The sequence below is a fragment of the Wolbachia endosymbiont of Tuta absoluta genome, from assembly GCF_059414725.1.
This window is the reverse complement of the sequence record NZ_JBNRJY010000149.1, coordinates 1-838: the sequence shown is the minus strand read 5'-3', so window position 1 is coordinate 838 and position 838 is coordinate 1. Positions and strand designations below refer to the sequence as shown.

The 838-nt window shown below is 35.8% G+C and carries 2 protein-coding genes; both read right to left on the bottom strand.

Features of this window, described 5'->3' with window-relative positions:
* A partial coding sequence (locus ACJ5GX_RS01645) for an HK97 family phage prohead protease (RefSeq protein WP_495292626.1) occupies window positions 1-270 on the bottom strand: 270 nt, incomplete at its 3' end.
* Window positions 254-712 carry a phage portal protein gene (locus tag ACJ5GX_RS01640; RefSeq protein WP_495292627.1) on the bottom strand — a complete coding sequence of 153 codons (459 nt, stop codon included), beginning with the start codon at window positions 710-712 and terminating at the stop codon, window positions 254-256. The genes ACJ5GX_RS01640 and ACJ5GX_RS01645, both read right to left, overlap by 17 nt.
* Window positions 713-838: the final 126 nt, after the last annotated feature.

Genomic DNA, 838 nt, shown 5'->3' with positions numbered 1-838 from the left:
CCACATTCGCCAACCATGATTGTAATATGCATGAGCTTTTTGTGTTCCTGCTTGAAAACGAGAACAAAATTCCGTAAAAGCGCCTTTTACAAATTTTTCTCCATAAGAATTAATAGAATCCCATTTAACGGCATATCCACTAATCACCACGTTCCCCGATTCATTTTTTCCAACTGAACGCATATTATCAACGGTGATTGGCATACGTCGACATTGAACATTTGGAATGTTTCGTGCGAATTTATTACGCAATTTAAGCATTTGGTTCATCTATTTTCGCTCCGTAGTTTCCTTTTTTCATACGTTCAGCCGTTGTCATATTGACTGGAACAAGTAAAAAATCTCCATCTGGAACAGGTGGATCACCTTCTTCCAAACGAACTTCATTTAATGTATTTTGACCACTCAAAATTCGATCTTTATTAGAAGTAATACGTTGCAAATAACTCGCTTTGAGTAGGTCCTTAGTCTTAAATTCAAATTGATAGTTGTCCCATTCAGTACGGTCCAGTAAATGAATGCGCATACTTTCTTCAATACGTTTCAAATAAGGACGTAAACCAAATTTTGAAAAGGCTTCAATAATTTCATAGATACCACTGCCCCAACCTGTAGAACTATCAGTTAAATAAACTAAAATCGGTGGAACACCAAAATAACGACATGCATCTTCAACAGATAATTTACGAATTTGAACTAATTCAAGATCGATCTTTCTGCTCTTGAGTTAGTTTTCCGTGTATTATTCCGACTCTATCTTAAAATGTCTTTTGTAGTTCCTGAAAGCGCATTTCTGCTGCGGCAATATTGAGTTCTTCGTTTTCTTCTAATAAAGATC